At 47.9% G+C, this 14835-nt stretch carries 13 protein-coding genes and 6 tRNA genes; 12 read left to right on the forward strand and 7 right to left on the reverse strand.

Translation table 11 applies throughout. From position 1 onward, the window contains the following. The first annotated feature begins 145 nt into the window (after positions 1–145). The 3 genes from aspS to P3T48_RS04670 all read left to right on the forward strand — a co-directional run bounded on the left by aspS (position 146) and on the right by P3T48_RS04670 (position 2851). Positions 146–1903 carry an aspartate--tRNA ligase gene (gene aspS / locus P3T48_RS04660; RefSeq protein WP_276505825.1) on the forward strand — a complete coding sequence of 586 codons (1758 nt, stop codon included), beginning with the start codon at positions 146–148 and terminating at the stop codon, positions 1901–1903. Between the two features lie 192 nt (positions 1904–2095). Next, positions 2096–2401: a winged helix-turn-helix domain-containing protein gene (locus tag P3T48_RS04665; RefSeq protein WP_276505826.1), complete on the forward strand. Its 306-nt coding sequence runs from the start codon at positions 2096–2098 to the stop codon at positions 2399–2401. A gap of 105 nt (positions 2402–2506) precedes the next feature. Then, entirely contained in the window at positions 2507–2851 is a 345-nt protein-coding gene (locus P3T48_RS04670) for a hypothetical protein (RefSeq protein ID WP_217758146.1), read from the forward strand. A gap of 153 nt (positions 2852–3004) precedes the next feature. Here P3T48_RS04670 and P3T48_RS04675 read toward each other — a convergent pair. The 5 genes from P3T48_RS04675 to P3T48_RS04695 form a co-directional block, all read right to left on the reverse strand. Next, positions 3005–3077: transfer RNA gene (locus P3T48_RS04675), tRNA-Lys, on the reverse strand. A gap of 9 nt (positions 3078–3086) precedes the next feature. Beyond that, positions 3087–3160, reverse strand: a tRNA-Arg gene (locus P3T48_RS04680). 28 nt (positions 3161–3188) lie between these two features. Then, positions 3189–3262 (reverse strand) — tRNA-Arg (locus P3T48_RS04685). 21 nt (positions 3263–3283) lie between these two features. After that, a tRNA-Lys gene (locus tag P3T48_RS04690) sits at positions 3284–3356 on the reverse strand. An 81-nt stretch (positions 3357–3437) separates the two neighbouring features. After that, positions 3438–5147, reverse strand: a complete 1710-nt coding sequence (locus P3T48_RS04695; protein WP_276505827.1) for a glycoside hydrolase family 10-like protein — start codon at positions 5145–5147, stop codon at positions 3438–3440. Positions 5148–5241: 94 nt separating this feature from the next. On the opposite strand from P3T48_RS04695, the gene P3T48_RS04700 reads away from it, so the two are divergent. The 9 genes from P3T48_RS04700 (at position 5242) to P3T48_RS04740 (ending at position 11676) form a co-directional block, all read left to right on the forward strand. Continuing rightward, on the forward strand, positions 5242–6765 hold the full coding sequence (locus tag P3T48_RS04700) for a carbon starvation CstA family protein (protein WP_276505828.1): 1524 nt from the start codon (positions 5242–5244) through the stop codon (positions 6763–6765). A 29-nt stretch (positions 6766–6794) separates the two neighbouring features. After that, positions 6795–7277 carry a hypothetical protein gene (locus P3T48_RS04705; RefSeq protein WP_276505829.1) on the forward strand — a complete coding sequence of 161 codons (483 nt, stop codon included), beginning with the start codon at positions 6795–6797 and terminating at the stop codon, positions 7275–7277. 5 nt (positions 7278–7282) lie between these two features. Then, complete coding sequence (gene recR, locus P3T48_RS04710) at positions 7283–7894, forward strand: recombination mediator RecR (protein WP_276505830.1); 612 nt, start codon at positions 7283–7285, stop codon at positions 7892–7894. A 61-nt stretch (positions 7895–7955) separates the two neighbouring features. Continuing rightward, a complete protein-coding gene (locus P3T48_RS04715; RefSeq protein ID WP_276505831.1) occupies positions 7956–8399 on the forward strand; it encodes a hypothetical protein in 444 nt (147 codons plus the stop codon). A 3-nt stretch (positions 8400–8402) separates the two neighbouring features. Beyond that, a complete protein-coding gene (locus tag P3T48_RS04720; protein ID WP_276505832.1) occupies positions 8403–9608 on the forward strand; it encodes a glycosyltransferase family 2 protein in 1206 nt (401 codons plus the stop codon). Between the two features lie 39 nt (positions 9609–9647). Beyond that, positions 9648–10160, forward strand: coding sequence for a GNAT family N-acetyltransferase (locus tag P3T48_RS04725; RefSeq protein WP_276505833.1), 513 nt, complete (start codon positions 9648–9650; stop codon positions 10158–10160). A gap of 99 nt (positions 10161–10259) precedes the next feature. Then, positions 10260–10333, forward strand: a tRNA-Asp gene (locus tag P3T48_RS04730). Between the two features lie 31 nt (positions 10334–10364). Then, positions 10365–10438 (forward strand) — tRNA-Asp (locus P3T48_RS04735). A gap of 968 nt (positions 10439–11406) precedes the next feature. Continuing rightward, positions 11407–11676, forward strand: coding sequence for a hypothetical protein (locus tag P3T48_RS04740; protein ID WP_276505834.1), 270 nt, complete (start codon positions 11407–11409; stop codon positions 11674–11676). A gap of 198 nt (positions 11677–11874) precedes the next feature. Here P3T48_RS04740 and P3T48_RS04745 read toward each other — a convergent pair whose 3' ends face one another. Both P3T48_RS04745 and hrpB read right to left on the reverse strand, forming a co-directional pair. Next, positions 11875–12243 (reverse strand): DMT family protein, encoded by a 369-nt coding sequence (locus tag P3T48_RS04745; RefSeq protein ID WP_276505835.1) that lies wholly within the window; start codon positions 12241–12243, stop codon positions 11875–11877. Positions 12244–12320: 77 nt separating this feature from the next. Further along, a complete protein-coding gene (gene hrpB, locus P3T48_RS04750) occupies positions 12321–14822 on the reverse strand; it encodes an ATP-dependent helicase HrpB (RefSeq protein WP_276505836.1) in 2502 nt (833 codons plus the stop codon). Between the last annotated feature and the right edge of the window lie 13 nt (positions 14823–14835).

Raw genomic sequence — 14835 nt, forward strand, 5'->3', positions numbered from 1 at the left:
GAAAAGGCTATGCCGCAGGATTTGTCCTGTAAGGCATAGCCTTTTTTCTGTCATTATCAAAGTTTTCTTATTTAAAGTTTTGTTGTCTCAGAAATAAATTATAACTTTGCACGTCAGAAAAGAAAATTATATAATTTATATATTTATGTACAGGACAAACACTTGTGGAGAGCTTCGACTCTCTGATGCCGGCAAGGAAGTGACTCTTGCCGGATGGGTACAGCGCACAAGAAAGATGGGTGGTATGACATTCGTAGACTTGCGCGACAGATATGGCATCACTCAGTTGGTTTTCAATGAGGCCGATGATAAGTCATTATGTGATGCAGCCAACAAGTTGGGACGCGAATACTGCATCCAGGTGAAGGGTGTGGTAAGCGAGCGTCAGAGCAAGAACCCAAAGATGGATACTGGCGACATCGAGATTTTGGTAAAGAGTCTGCAGGTGCTCTCTGAGAGTGCCACACCTCCTTTCACTATCGAGGACAATACCGATGGCGGTGATGATATTCGTATGAAATATCGTTATCTCGACTTGCGCCGTCCTGCTGTTCGCAAGAATTTGGAGTTGCGTCACCGTATGACAATCCTTATCCGCAACTTCCTCGACAATTATAACTTCATGGAGGTGGAGACACCTATCCTTATTGGTAGTACACCAGAGGGTGCACGCGACTTTGTTGTGCCTTCACGCATGAATCCAGGTCAGTTCTATGCTTTACCTCAGAGTCCTCAGACACTGAAGCAGCTCCTGATGGTGGCTGGTTTCGACCGCTATTTCCAGATAGCCAAGTGCTTCCGCGATGAGGACCTTCGTGCAGACCGTCAGCCTGAGTTTACACAGATAGACTGCGAGATGAGTTTCGTCGATCAGGATGACGTTATCAACCTCTTCGAGGAAATGGCTCGTCATCTCTTCCGCGAGATTCGAGGTGTAGAGTTGCCTAAGCTTCAGCAGATGACATGGCATGAGGCTATGAAGCGCTTCGGTAGTGATAAGCCCGATTTGCGTTTCGGTATGGAGTTCGTAGAGCTCAAGGATGCATTTGCCGGTAAGGGCAGTTTCTCTGTGTTCGATGAGGCTAAGTATATTGGCGGCATCTGTGTGCCAGGTTGTGCCGACTATAGTCGCAAGCAGCTCAACGAGCTGACCGATTTCGTAAAGCGTCCACAGGTAGGAGCCAAGGGCCTGGTTTACATCAAGTATAATGCCGACGGCACCGTGAAGAGTAGCATCGACAAGTTCTATTCTTCTGAGGAGTTGGCAGAGATCAAGACCGTGATGGGAGCCAAAGATGGCGACTTGGTATTGATTCTCAGTGGTGACAATGCCAACAAGACCCGTATCCAGCTCTGCTCTCTTCGTCTTGAGATGGGCGATCGTCTTGGTCTTCGCGATAAGAATGTATTCAAGTGCCTCTGGATTATTGACTTCCCTCTCTTTGAGTGGAGCGACGAGGAGCAGCGTCTTATGGCTACCCACCATCCATTCACTATGCCTAATCCTGATGACATCCCATTGCTGGATGAGCATCCCGAGCAGGTACGTGCCAAGGCTTACGACTTCGTATGTAATGGTATCGAGGTTGGCGGCGGCTCACTCCGTATCCACGATACCAAGTTGCAGGAGAAGATGTTTGAGGTTCTCGGCTTCACTCCCGAACGTGCAGAGGCTCAGTTTGGCTTCTTGATGAATGCCTTTAAGTATGGTGCGCCACCTCACGCAGGTCTGGCATTTGGACTCGACCGCTTTGTCAGCATCATGGCCGGTCTCGACAGTATTCGCGACTGTATTGCTTTCCCAAAGAACAATTCAGGTCGTGACGTGATGCTCGATGCGCCTTCAGCCATTGATCAGAAGCAGCTTGATGAGTTGCAGATCAGTGTTGATGTTAAAGAGTAATAATTCTTATAAAAATTCTGCTATAGATACCGCATTTGCTTGATATATATCAAAAAATGCGGTGTTTTCTTTTAAACAATGCAGATTTAGCTTGAAAATCGTGATATAATCGAATAAAAGTATTAAATTTGCAAAAAAATATAATACAAAACTCCTGATTAGAGCGAGTTTAATTAAATTTTTACTAAGAACATGGCAGAAAAGAAAACAACAAAGACAGCTGTTAAGAAGACAACTACCACTACAGCTGCAAAGAAGGCTCCAGCAACCAAGAAGGCTACTGCAGCAAAGAAAGAAGTTCTTTACTTGAATGAGGAGAACGCAGGTTTCAAGGCTGGTGATGTTTATCAGGCATTGGCAGCAGCAGGTAAGGCTCTCTCGCTTGCAGAGATTGCTAAGGCTGCTAAGATTACCGCAGAGGATGCACTCTTGGGTATAGGATGGCTCCTGAAAGAGGGTAAGATTAAGAATGAGGACAACAAGTTGGTTCTCGCTTAAATAGAACACTACAGGAAGGACCGCACCTCTATCAAAAATAGTTGGGTGCGGTCTTTTTTTTTTGCCTTTGGCGTTAATGGTTATTTCAAATATAATTCTGTTTTCATGAACTATGATCGTGAGATTCTTGCAGTGCTGACTCAGGCAGGAGAGAAGGGTCTCAAATTGGAACATATAGTACGGCACGTGTACAATGCCTGTAATTCAATGTTTACTCCGTTGAATTACAAGGATGTCTATGCATATGTGTCGCAGTATTTGGTGAAGAGCAGTAAGCTGCAGGGCTCGTGTGTTCAGAAGGCAGGTTACGGTGTTTATCGGCTTAATCTTGCCACGACGGAGGCGCAGCAGCTCATGTTGCAGTTTGGCAGTCATCCTGTACAGGAAGAGGTGTCGGAGAAGAGTTCTGTTGACTCTTCGCTTTCTCTCTTCGGAGATGATGATTTTTAGAAGGATATGGCATTGCTCATCAAAGCAATGCTTTTTTTTATATTGAACTTTAGCAAGTTTAGAAGTTATCACTCCCTTCGGTCGTTAGAAGTTATAGAAGTTAAATGGAAACAAAAAAAAGTCTATGTCAAGAAGACATAGACTTCGATTTTGTACACCCTTAGGGGTTCGAACCCTAGACCCACTGATTAAGAGTCAGTTGCTCTACCAACTGAGCTAAGGGTGCAGCTTTTTGTGACTCCGCAAGGATTCAAACCTTGAACCTCTTGATCCGTAGTCAAGTGCTCTATTCAGTTGAGCTACGGAGCCAAACTTTGCAATTCTCGAGTCTTTCAGGTGATTCCGCAAGGATTCAAACCTTGAACCTCTTGATCCGTAGTCAAGTGCTCTATTCAGTTGAGCTACGGAACCATGCTTGTTTGCTCGTTTTTGTACACCCTTAGGGATTCGAACCCTAGACCCACTGATTAAGAGTCAGTTGCTCTACCAACTGAGCTAAGGGTGCAACGTTAAGCCTCATTTCTGAATTGCGAGTGCAAAGGTACTGCTTTTATTTTATTCCACCAAATTTTTTATCAACTTTTTTCTATTTTTTTTGAGTTTCTTTCTTGATAAAGGTACCCAAAGTGTGTTCTATGTTCCTGTAATTCACGCAGTTGAGTGTGTATATGCCATCCTTGATTTTTTTGATATTAATTTTCCGGTTCTGTGGCTTGGTGATGTATACAGCTTGTTCCTGCATGTTTTTTACGATAATGTATTGGCAGTCTGTTTCGTGTATCGAGGACGGCAAAATGATGCTTTCACCCGTTGTGGTCAGTCTGCAGGCTTTGCCATATCTTGTCGTTGTCTTCACCACGGCTGTTTGGTTCAGTTGTTTTGCTCGGCTCTCGTTGCCAAAGCCGTCGGTAGTTGTCACAGCATAATAGGTGGGTGTGTTGCCTGTCCTTGTCGTCAGTTGCCGTCTGGTGGTTCTTGTCAGTATCAGGTTGCGGGCATCATGGACGTCCACCGGATATTCTTTGCTCGCGTACACATTATTATATATAGAGGGAGTCTTGATGGCGGTTCCGTCCTCGTATTGCAGGCTGTTGTCCCATCTCAGCGTTGTGGTTCCTTCATTCTCTTCTATGCAGAGTGTAACCGGTTGCTGTGGTCGCTTGTTGCTTTCCCATGTCATGGGAGGCACAAGGGCAGGGTAGCGGTTGAAGTGGGCAGTCACGAAGTCGTATACACCCTGATGGTTGTCGAGCAGGAACTTGTTGCGGAAGAATGCATGTCCCTCGCCGATATTGCGCAGGTGGTACAGTTCGCTTGTTATGTCGCTGATATTCCATTTCCCCTCCTTGGGATCGAGGAAGTAGATGCCCAGTCCCGGTGCGATGATTTTGCCATAGCTATGCTCTTTCCAGTCGATGGCGAAGGGGAAGAACTGGTCGCCTCTGAAGTACATCATAGGGAAGAGCTCGTCCATGAGTCCGTCTTTCAGCCAAGCCTGGGCGTCCTGCGCCACCTTGGTATAGGCATTCCATCCATGGCTCCAGTATCTGCTCAGGTCGTCGAACTTGCCTATCGGCGAGCAACTCATCTTCACCCATGGCTTTTCCTTTTTTACCGCCTGATGGATCTTCTCCACAATGCGGGTAATGTTGCCGCGTGCTTGGTCTTTGCCTATTCTGAACTTCCAGGTCTCGGGATAGCGTATGTAGTCGAGGTGGATGCCGTCCACATCGTATCGCTGTACGATTTCGCGACACATTTCAGCCAAGTAGCAGCCTGTCTGTGTCGCTTCTGGGTCCATGTATCCATCCTGGTCTATTCGCTTGATGAGTCTTGGAAATCTCTTTCTCAGTTGTCTGCATCCGTAAGAGTTCCATTTTCCCACGGGTATGGTCACTACCCATGCATGCACCTCCATGCCCCTTTTGTGGCATTCGTCGATGGCAAACTGCAGGGCGTCATAGCCGGGCGACTTTCCGGGGAATCCCGACAGACAGCCGTCCCAAGGCTCGTATTGCGAGGGATAGATAGTGGTGGCACGGATGCGTGTTTGCAGCAGTACGGTGTTGATGTTGGCTTTCTGCAGTCGGTCGAGGATAGCTCTCAGTTCCTCTTTCTGTTTCTCTGCCGAACGTTCCGACTGAGCATAAGAGTGGGGCCAGTCTATGCCCCCTATGGTGGTTAGCCACACGGCTCTTACTTCGTATTTTGGATTGGGGTTGACGGCATAGAAACTCTGGCCATACGAGGCCACTGCAAGGTGAAAAAGTATAAATATTATATATAAATAGCGCATAATCTTTCAATTTGGCAACAAAGATACTGATATTTTTTCTTATTCCAAATAAAAATGTTACTTTTGCCAAGAAATTTAAACAAAAAAAGAAGAAATGGTTAGCTTTTTACTGAGTTTGGTAGCCCTCGTTCTGGGTTATCTTTTTTATGGAAAGTTTGTGGCCCACGTGTTTGGACCCGACGACCGTCCTACGCCAGCAGTGACTAAGGCGGATGGGGTAGACTTTATCGTGCTGCCCAGTTGGAAAATCTTCATGATCCAGTTTCTCAACATAGCAGGTACCGGGCCTATCTTTGGCGCCATCATGGGTGCATGGTATGGTCCTGTGGCCTATCTTTGGATTGTATTGGGCTGTATCTTTGCCGGTGCCATGCACGACTATATGAGTGGAATGCTCAGTATCCGCCATGGCGGAGCAGGTCTTCCCGAACTGGTGGGCAAGTATCTGGGCGGCACCACCCGCAAGGTGATGCTTGTCTTCTCTGTGCTGTTGCTGATGATGGTGGGCGTTGTCTTCGTCTACAGTCCTGCCATTATCCTCGAGTCGATATGTGGTTCCAAGATGTTCTGGATCATCGCCATCTTCGTCTATTACATCATCGCCACCCTGTTGCCTATCGACAAGATAATAGGCAAGGTTTATCCTCTCTTCGCCATCTCGCTTCTCTTCATGGCTGCAGCCCTGATGATAGGTCTGATCGTCAAGATGCCTGCCATCCCAGAGTTGTGGGACAATTTGTCGGAGAGCAATCTCAATGCCAATCCGGCATGGTTGGGTGCCGAGCCTTTTATGAGTAAGAACCCCTTGTTCCCTTGTCTTTTCATCACGATAGCCTGCGGTGCCATCAGTGGTTTTCATGCTACTCAGAGCCCGTTGATGGCTCGTTGTATGAAGTCGGAGAAGTTGGGTCGCCCCATCTTCTATGGGTCAATGATTACCGAGGGCTTCGTGGCGCTCATCTGGGCCACCGTTTCTATGTATTTCTTCTATTATGGAGGCTGGCGCGAGGTGGTTTCTCCAGAGGTGGCACAGCAGTTTACTGCCCAGGCTGCCGATGGCGGCAATACCTTGGTGCAGTATTTTGATGCGCCCACAGTCGTCAAGTTGGTTTGCTCCTCTTGGTTAGGAGTGGCAGGTGGCGTGCTTGCCCTCCTGGGCGTAGTGGCAGCACCTATCACCAGTGGCGATACAGCATTCCGCAGCGCGCGTCTTATCATTGCCGAGGCCATAGGACTGGAGCAGCACTCCATGCACCGTCGTCTCTATATCTGCATCCCTATGTTTGTTGCCGCCATCCTTCTCTTGGTATGGCAGATGAACAATCCTGACGGCTTCAATGTCATCTGGCAGTATTTCGGATGGGCCAACCAGACCCTCTCTGTTTTCACCCTCTGGACACTCACCGTCTATCTGGTGCAGAGACAGAAGCCCTTCATTGTCACCTTAGTGCCAGCCTTGTTCATGACGGTGGTTTGTTCCACTTTCCTGCTTATTTCCAAGCAGGCTCTCGGCTTGCAGTCTACTGTGGCCTACACGGGTAGCATCATCATCCTGGTGCTGGCATTGGTTTGGTTCTTCGCCTGGTACACCAAGTATCAGCGTACGATTCATTCATAATCATTTATTATAAACAACGTACAATTCACATGAAAAAATTAGTAGTTATGCTGGTAGCCCTGTTGATGACAGTAGCTGCCAATGCACAGTTTGAGGAAGGAAAAGTATATTGTGGCGCATCGCTCTCAAGCCTTGATTTGAGTTATAGCGGAAGCTCCGAACTGAAGTTCGGCATCAATGCCCAGGCAGGTTATCTTTTTGCCGACAACCTGATGGCAGTGGGAACCGTGGCTTATAATCATGTGGGCTCTTCAGATGTGAGCGACTATGTTTCTGTAGGAGCACAGGGACGCTATTACATCATTCAGAACGGACTCTATTTGGGCTTGGGTGCCAAGTATGTACATTCAGGTGGCTACAACGATGTGATGCCCGGACTCGAGGTGGGCTATGCCTACTTTGTGAGCAAAACGGTAACCGTCGAGCCTGCAGTGTATTACGACCAGAGCTTTAAGGATCACTCTGCTTTCTCAACCATCGGTTTCAAAGTCGGTGTTGGCGTATACCTCTAAGAGTTATGATGCGCCAATATCCTTCGGCCTTGCTTGACAAGGCGGTGGGCGAGTTTGCCAAACTTCCAGGAATCGGGCGCAAGACAGCCTTGCGCTTGGTTCTTCACATGCTTCGACAGAGTGATGAGGATGTGACGGCCTTTGCCGAAGCCGTAGAACGGCTGAAGAAAGAGGTGAAGTACTGCAGGGTGTGTCACAACATCAGCGATACGGATGTTTGCCCCATCTGCAGCGATCCGCGCCGCGATGCTTCCACGATCTGTGTGGTGGAGAATGTGCAGGACGTCATGGCAGTGGAGAACACCCAGCAGTTTCATGGACTCTATCATGTTCTGGGAGGCATCATCTCGCCAATGGACGGTATAGGTCCCAACGACTTGGAGATAGACTCGCTTGTAGAGCGGGTGGCTCAGGGTGGGGTGAAGGAAGTTATCCTGGCGCTGAGCAGCACCATGGAGGGCGATACCACCAACTTCTTTATCTCTCGCAAGTTGGCTACCTTTCCTGTCAGTCTTTCAGTGATAGCCCGTGGTATCTCTGTGGGCGACGAACTGGAGTATACCGACGAGGTGACCCTGGGACGTTCCATTCTCAACCGCACCCCTTTTGCTCAGTAGCAGGGGGCCATCTTAGACAGTCCTCAAAACTTGTATATATTAATAACTTCTATAAAAAAGTATGTTAGATCTCAAATTAGTACAGCGTTACCTCATGCTCAATTTTTGGGTGATGGCGGGCGTCTGTCTGCTGATAGTAGTGCTCTATGAGACAGAGGTGCTTCTGCCTCTCGAGCAGTTCGACAATCCCCAGTTGGAGTTCTTCCTGCAGGTAGTCATGGAGTTTGCCTCTATCATCGTCATACCTGTAGCCCTGAAGCTCTTCTCCTTACCGTCGGTGCGTCGTCGGCTGTTGGAACATAAGGGCTCGGCATTGATTGCCTGGGGCACCGCACGCATACAGATGCTCTGCGTGCCCATGACCATAGACACTTTCTTGTATTATCAGACCATGTGGCCAGGTTTTGGCTATCTGGGCATCATTCTTCTGTTGTGTCTCTTCTTCGTCTATCCCTCCATGGGCAGATGTATGGACGAGACAACCGAATCCTCTAAAAAAGATTAGGCTGTGAAACTGTCAGTAGTAATCGTCAACTATAACGTAAAGAATTATGTAGAGCAGTGTCTTCTTTCGCTTCATAAGGCGTTGGAGGGAATCGAAGCCGAGGTGTTGCTGGTGGACAATCATTCTGTCGACGGTTCGGTGGAGTATCTGCGCGAGCACTTCGACTGGGTTCGCATAGTTGCGAGCCGGCATAATCTGGGCTTTGCCCGAGCCAATAACCTCGCCATCCGCATGAGTCATGGCGAGTATGTGCTTTTGCTCAATCCCGACACCATCGTGGCAGAGCCCACACTGCGTGAGGCTTTGGCGTGGATGGATGGTCATGCAGATACCGGTTCCTTGGGTGTTCGCATGCTGAATGCCTGTGGCGAGTCGGCAAGAGAGAGCCGTCGTGGAGTTCCTACGCCGATGGTGGCATTTTGGAAAATGATAGGACTCTGCGAAAGAATGCCCGCACATCATCGCTTCGGACATTACTATATGGGTTATCTCGACTGGAACACACCGGCAGCCATCGAGGTGGTGAGTGGAGCTTTCTGCATGCTGCGGCGCGAGGCGCTCGACAAGGTGGGACTCCTCGACGAGGATTTCTTTATGTATGGCGAGGATATCGACCTGTCTTATCGTGTCCTCAAGGGCGGCTATCGCAACTATTATCTGCCATCGCTCATCCTTCACTACAAGGGCGAGAGCACGCAGAAGTCCAGTTTCCGTTATGTCCATGTGTTCTATGAGGCGATGCTTATCTTCTTCCGTAAGCACAATTCGGGCATGTCGCTGCTGCTCACAGTGCCCATCAGCGCTGCCATATATGCGCGTGCCAGCGTGGCGGCTTTCGGTATGCTGCTCTCCAAGTTGCGCAAGAGTTTGGGCTTCACGCCCCGTCGCGAGGCTTCTCCCCGTTATCTCTTCTTGGGCAGCCAGCAGATGCTCGACGACTGTCGTGCTCTCAGTATGGAGAACGGACTCGATGCTCAGTTCGTCCTGGCAGATGCGCAGACTATGCCCGATGGACATCTGTCGGTTTCTCTTCAGGCGATGTTGCAGGGTATGGGCAAGTCGGTGGTCAATATCGTTTACGATGCCGATTCCTACGACTATCAGCGCATCTTCGGTCTCTTCATGCAGCAGCCGCAGCGCCAGTGGAGGATAGGCACCTATCATGCCGCCACACACAAGATAGTGACCGACCGTGATGTGATAAGCTGATGTATCTTTTATTTCTGAAATATGCTATCCACCGAAACTATGAAATCTTTCCCTCCAGTCAGTCTGCGAGCCATGGAGCCCGAAGACCTTGACACGCTCTATACGTTGGAGAACGACCGTACGGTATGGGGCGTGAGTGCCACCAATGTGCCTTATTCGCGCAGCGTGCTGATCGACTACATCACTTCTTCCAAGAGCGATATTTATGCCGACGGACAAGTGCGGCTGATGGTTGACAACGAAGAAGGAGAGACGGTCGGTACAGTCGACTTGACCAATTTTGACCCCAAGCATCGCCGGGCAGAGCTTGGAATAGCCATAAAAAAAGAATTTCGCGGTCAGGGATATGGCAAGTCTGTTCTGCACGAAATATGTGGTTATAGCCGCAATGTGATACATCTGCATCAAATTTATGCCATTGTGGGTTGCGACAATGCAGGATGCCTCAAACTTTTGAAATCGTTTGGGTTTCAGGGAGATATCTGTTTGAAAGACTGGATTTTCTCAGGAAAAGAGTATGGCGATGCCTATTTCTTGCAAAAAATTTTGTAAAAAAGTTGCAGAAAAATTTGGTGAAATCAAATAAAAGCAGTACCTTTGCAACCGCAAATGAGAAATGAACCTCAAGCGGTTAAGATTTAATCTTCTTTTGGTGCGTTAGTTCAGTTGGTTAGAATGCCTGCCTGTCACGCAGGAGGTCACGAGTTCGAGTCTCGTACGCACCGCTTAGTTCATATCATCATTTCAACCTTAACTGGTGCGTTAGTTCAGTTGGTTAGAATGCCTGCCTGTCACGCAGGAGGTCACGAGTTCGAGTCTCGTACGCACCGCAGAAAGCCTTCAAGATTATTCTTGAAGGTTTTTTTGTTGTATGCCTGGTATGATAGTCTGTATGTTTATTTGCCTTTCTTGCGAAAGTTAAGTATAAACAATGAGGAAATTGTCTTTAAATGATGTGGTTTATTGGCTCATTGTGTGTATGTAAAGTAGGTTTTCTTTACAAAAATCTGAAAAAATGTCTATGTGGCAAGATGGTTTGCTTTTCGCTGATGACTTTCTTTATGTGAAATTGATGACCGAGAAAAGCGAGAAGAAGATGCTGTGTTGTAAAATCTGTTTACTGTGTTCTTTGCACCGAAAATTCCTGTTTTCTCAATAATGCATATTTATACATTCAGCCTTACAAATGTGGCTTGGTATATTTATACAAATTCATTCATTGAAAACTGCAATAAGAATACATAGTAAAAGTTAAATATGAGCTAACTTTTCTCTTTTATGTTATATATTGTAAATTTCAAGGCTTTTCTTTCCTTTTTATGAACAGATTTTAAGGAAAGTCTGGACTTCTGAATATGATTATTTTCCTGTTTCTGCACTGCCGTTGGATGATAAATATGTAATACAATGTAAAAAATTCAGAGTAAAGGGATGATTACAAACTTTAACACGAACTTTCTGTTAGTGTGGATTTTTTAGCGTAAATAAGTCATTTTGTGTCATTGTCATTTTGTGTCATTTTCGTTTTTGAAAGAGAAAAGTGCTTTATATAATAAATAAATATTTATATTTATTTATTTATTATATAGCGGTGGAAATGACATTGAATTTCAAAAATGACACAAAATGACAATGACACAAAATGACACTTTTTCTTTTTCGTACTATCTTGATAGTTCATGAAAAGGAAAGTTATACACCAAAATTCAAGGTTTACGTATTCCGCACATACACAGCAACTTACAGTACTGTTTCTTGTCATTCTTGCCCTATTTTTGCTTAACAAGTCATCACGGATTTGAACAAACAGCAGAAAAATGTATTATCTTTGCAGAAGAAAAGCAGCACTCGGCAATTTGAAAGCAAGCTTTCATTGCGCTCGTTTGCATTTTCTTTAAAGAAGAAAAGCTGCATCTCAGCAAAATATTTAAGCAAGCTTAATATTCTGCATTCGATTTGCATTTTCTTTGCACCGTCAACCAATGAAAGTGCTCAGGAAGCCTCGCAGGAGGCATCTATTACGACCAAGGGCGGTCACAAAAGACGACAGGCGCCGGTCATTTATTAAGACCCAAAGGTGGCACTATCGGGCAGCTGGCAAAGTATTAAACTATCATTTCAAAAACCTACAGAACTATGATTAATTACAGCATCGTAAAGCGCAGCGTGAACGCAAACCTCATCGAAATCAACCAGGCAAATCACGCATCAACCAGGCTAAGAAGGAGGGCAAGACTCCACAGCCAGCCAACTCGCACAATTTCTCTTACTTCATGAACACGAAGTAGACGGCGGCAATGAGGCAGAGGAAGGCTGTAAAGTGGTTCCAGTGCAGACTCTCACCCTGGAAGAGAATGTTGGCAATGACGGCGAAGACGATGAGGGATACGCATTCCTGTATCACCTTGAGCTGAACCAATGAGAAGGGGCCGCCGTTGTCGATAAAGCCAATACGGTTGGCGGGTACCTGACAGCAGTACTCAAAGAAAGCGATAGCCCAACTGAAAGCGATCACACCTACTAAGGGCCAGTGGCTGCTAACGCCTGTTTGCTGCAGTTTGAGGTGTCCATACCATGCAATAGTCATAAAGATATTGCTTAACACTAAGAGAAGTATTGTATATATTCCGTTCATTGTTTTTTTATTTGCAAAAGTACATAAATTACTGAAAAAGCAGTCGGTTTTGGGGAGAAAAGTGAAGAAGCGGGCTTTTATTTTCTTTTCACTCCTCTCACAGCCTCGCTCTCTAAAGGGTTCTCGGGCCAGTAATGTTTGGGATACCGGCGCTTCAGCTCCTTGCGTACCTCGAAGTAGGTGCCTTGCCAGAAACTTGCGAGGTCTTGCGTGAGCTGTACGGGTTTGAAGCCCGGAGACAGGAGCTCCATCAGCAGGCGTTGCCTGCCGTTGTCTACCTTGGGTGTCTGAGTCATACCGAAACATTCCTGCAGTCGTACACTCAATACTGGCGCCTCGGTTCCTGGCCGATAGTCGATGCGGATGCGACTGCCCGAAGGTACTGCGATATGGGTAGGAGCCAAATGGTCTATCTCTTCCTGAAGCTCGTAGGGAACTTGTGCCCATAGTATCTCGGCAAGGTCGAGTTTCCTGAGCTCGGCAGAGGTTGTTCTCAGTTTTCCCTCCTGTTCTATATAGAAGGGAAGCCAGTCAGAGGCGGTCGTCAACAGATGCTCGGTGGAAAGGTCGGGCACGTTCATTTCCGGGTGCCATTGTTTTACCTTTTCCACTTTCTGCTGCAGTCTTTTCACCTTCTCGTTCCAGTCGAGCATGCTGAGTCCTTCTTTTCTGACGGCAGAGCAGATGATGTCGATGATCTGTCCTTTGTCTGCGTCGTGGATGGGTTTGCTTTCTACGACGAGCTGCCCGATTCGTCTTTCACTTTGCATACGCACTGCTCCTGCCTTGCTGTCCCACGAGATATTGGTGAACGTAGATGTGGGCAGGTCGTTGATGCTGACGGGAGCGGAGAGGAATACCTTGCCCTTGGAGCCTGCTGAGTTGAGCGAAGCGATGGCAAGCCAGGAGTGCAGGGACATGGGATCGTTTCGGTCGATGAAGATGTTCTGTCCGCCCGACATTCTGAAGTTGCCGATATTGTCGACAGCCATGGCAATTCGCTCCGGATAGGCTGAGGCGATCAGGCTTCCCACTTCCTCGGGGTCGACAGGATGGTTGTCCTCCTTTACCTTGAGCATCCTACGATACTCCTGGGCTATCTGTGCGATGCGTGCCCATTTACCCAAGTTCTTTCTCTCTCTTTGTGAACGCAGCATGGCGATGCGGAGTGTCATGTCTGAGTCCTCATGTTCGCTCATTGGGTCTTTCTCCTCCAGTACGGCTGCCATGTCGCATGCCAAGGCTTTCTGTGCATCTGTCTTGGAGTTGAGCATCATCTTGGCTATGCGGGGATGGCAGGGCAGGGATGCCATCTTTCTGCCAAGTAGCGTGACACTACCATCCTCGTTGATTGCTTGAAGTGAAAGAAGTAAGTGTTTGGCATTAAATATGTTGCTATTGGAAGGAGGCGTGAGCCAGGGGAGCGACATGGGGTCGCTCTCGCCAAAGGCTGCAATGTCGAGAACCATCGGGGTGAGGTCGGCTTCTTCTATCTCGGGCTTTCTTTGTTCCTGCATCAGGTGTTCTGAGGTTTTCGACCATAGTCGGTAGCAGATTCCTTCTGCCACTCTGCCTGCTCGTCCTCTTCGCTGGATGGCCATGTCTTTACTGATGCGCACAGTCTCAAGATGACTGAGCCCTGTCCGGACATCGTACACCAACTGACGGCAAAATCCTGAGTCTATTACGATTCTCACGCCTTCGATGGTGAGTGATGTCTCGGCAATGGGGGTGGCGAGAACGATTTTGCGCTCGCCTTGAAGGGAAGGGGCTATGGTTTTTCGTTGTCTCTCGGGCGAGAGATTGCCATAGAGTGGATACACCTGTGTCTGTGTGCCGGCAAGAGTAGCGATAAGGAGTTCCTCGCATCTCTGTATGTCGGCTTGTCCGGGCAGGAAGGCAAGGATGTCGCCCTCGTGTTCGCGGTGGGCCCGCATCACTGCAGCTGCCACCTCTTTATATATAGTGTACTTGTCGGTATCGGTCTCGGCATAGATGGTCTTCACGGGAAACATTCTTCCGGCACACTCGATGAGCGGTGCATGAAGGGCCTGACAGATGGCAGATGTGTCGATAGTGGCCGACATGATGATGATTTTCAGGTCGGGGCGGATGATATTTTGTGCCTGCAGGGTCAGTGCCAATGCCAGGTCGGAATGGATGCTTCTTTCGTGGAACTCGTCGAAGATAATCACGTCGACACCCTCGAGGGTGGCATCATTGACGAGCATTCGGGTAAGGATGCCTTCGGTGAGAACTTCGATGCGTGTCTCGGCCGACACCTTGTTCTCAAATCGTACACGATAGCCTACCGTCTTGCCTGCTGGTTCACCTATGAGACTTGCCATTCGTTCGGCTATCTGTCGGGCGGCGAGGCGTCTGGGTTCCAACATGAGGATTTTCCCCTTGCCGTTCATTCCTTCGAGGATGGTGAGAGGCAGCAGGGTAGACTTGCCGGCTCCTGGAGGGGCTGTGACAACAAGATTAGCCGACTCTCTCAAGGCTTGATTGATGGAGTCGGCTATGCTGAATGCTGGCAAGTTGCTGGCCAAGGAATTGATTCTCGTATTATCTGTCATGAATGGAGTGAGT

The organism is Segatella intestinalis, assembly GCF_029348455.1.
Classification (GTDB): domain Bacteria; phylum Bacteroidota; class Bacteroidia; order Bacteroidales; family Bacteroidaceae; genus Prevotella.

Coding starts and splice junctions, on each gene's coding strand:
- hrpB (WP_276505836.1), bottom strand. CDS start 14,822: ATGACAGATAATACGAGAATCAATTCCTTGGCCAGCAACTTGCCAGCA.
- P3T48_RS04715 (WP_276505831.1), top strand. CDS start 7,956: ATGTTAGATCTCAAATTAGTACAGCGTTACCTCATGCTCAATTTTTGG.
- P3T48_RS04665 (WP_276505826.1), top strand. CDS start 2,096: ATGGCAGAAAAGAAAACAACAAAGACAGCTGTTAAGAAGACAACTACC.
- P3T48_RS04670 (WP_217758146.1), top strand. CDS start 2,507: ATGAACTATGATCGTGAGATTCTTGCAGTGCTGACTCAGGCAGGAGAG.
- P3T48_RS04705 (WP_276505829.1), top strand. CDS start 6,795: ATGAAAAAATTAGTAGTTATGCTGGTAGCCCTGTTGATGACAGTAGCT.
- P3T48_RS04695 (WP_276505827.1), bottom strand. CDS start 5,147: ATGCGCTATTTATATATAATATTTATACTTTTTCACCTTGCAGTGGCC.
- P3T48_RS04700 (WP_276505828.1), top strand. CDS start 5,242: ATGGTTAGCTTTTTACTGAGTTTGGTAGCCCTCGTTCTGGGTTATCTT.
- aspS (WP_276505825.1), top strand. CDS start 146: ATGTACAGGACAAACACTTGTGGAGAGCTTCGACTCTCTGATGCCGGC.
- P3T48_RS04745 (WP_276505835.1), bottom strand. CDS start 12,243: ATGAACGGAATATATACAATACTTCTCTTAGTGTTAAGCAATATCTTT.
- recR (WP_276505830.1), top strand. CDS start 7,283: ATGATGCGCCAATATCCTTCGGCCTTGCTTGACAAGGCGGTGGGCGAG.
- P3T48_RS04725 (WP_276505833.1), top strand. CDS start 9,648: ATGAAATCTTTCCCTCCAGTCAGTCTGCGAGCCATGGAGCCCGAAGAC.